Genomic DNA, 449 nt, shown 5'->3' on the forward strand with positions numbered 1-449 from the left:
GGTAAAATAAATATGAATATTGCATAATGGCCAATCTTGTGCTTTTCTAGTGATTTGAAACCATGTAAGGGTAGAGACAACTTTGGGAAAGGCTATTGAGCAGAAAAACTAGGAAAAACAATATTTAAAATTAAAAATGCTTGGCTCTATTAGGTTTTAAACTGTAGTGCTGCTATTTTCAAAATAGCGTCACGGCCTCGACTGCTATGGCCGATAATGCTACGTAGTGGCTGATATTTTGAACTATGGTCTCAAGGACTACATACTCAGGGTCACAACCAAACCCTTGTTGGGTATCACCACAAAACACATAGCAAAGCCAAGCATGGAGGACTACCCCACACGCATACTTCATACAACATACCCAAACCACAACCAGGTAGTCCTCGATACCCAACATTCCATAATCGTTCTCCACACGCACGCCAATTAGTATAAAACAATAATGG

General features: G+C 39.9%; 1 protein-coding gene. It reads right to left on the reverse strand.

Translation table 11 applies throughout. The features are described from left to right. Window positions 1-178: 178 nt before the first annotated feature. Window positions 179-449 (reverse strand): hypothetical protein (locus D7X96_RS40640; protein WP_208647455.1); only part of this gene is annotated, 271 nt, incomplete at its 5' end.

The sequence above is a fragment of the Corallococcus interemptor genome (assembly GCF_003668875.1).
Lineage (GTDB): Bacteria > Myxococcota > Myxococcia > Myxococcales > Myxococcaceae > Corallococcus > Corallococcus interemptor.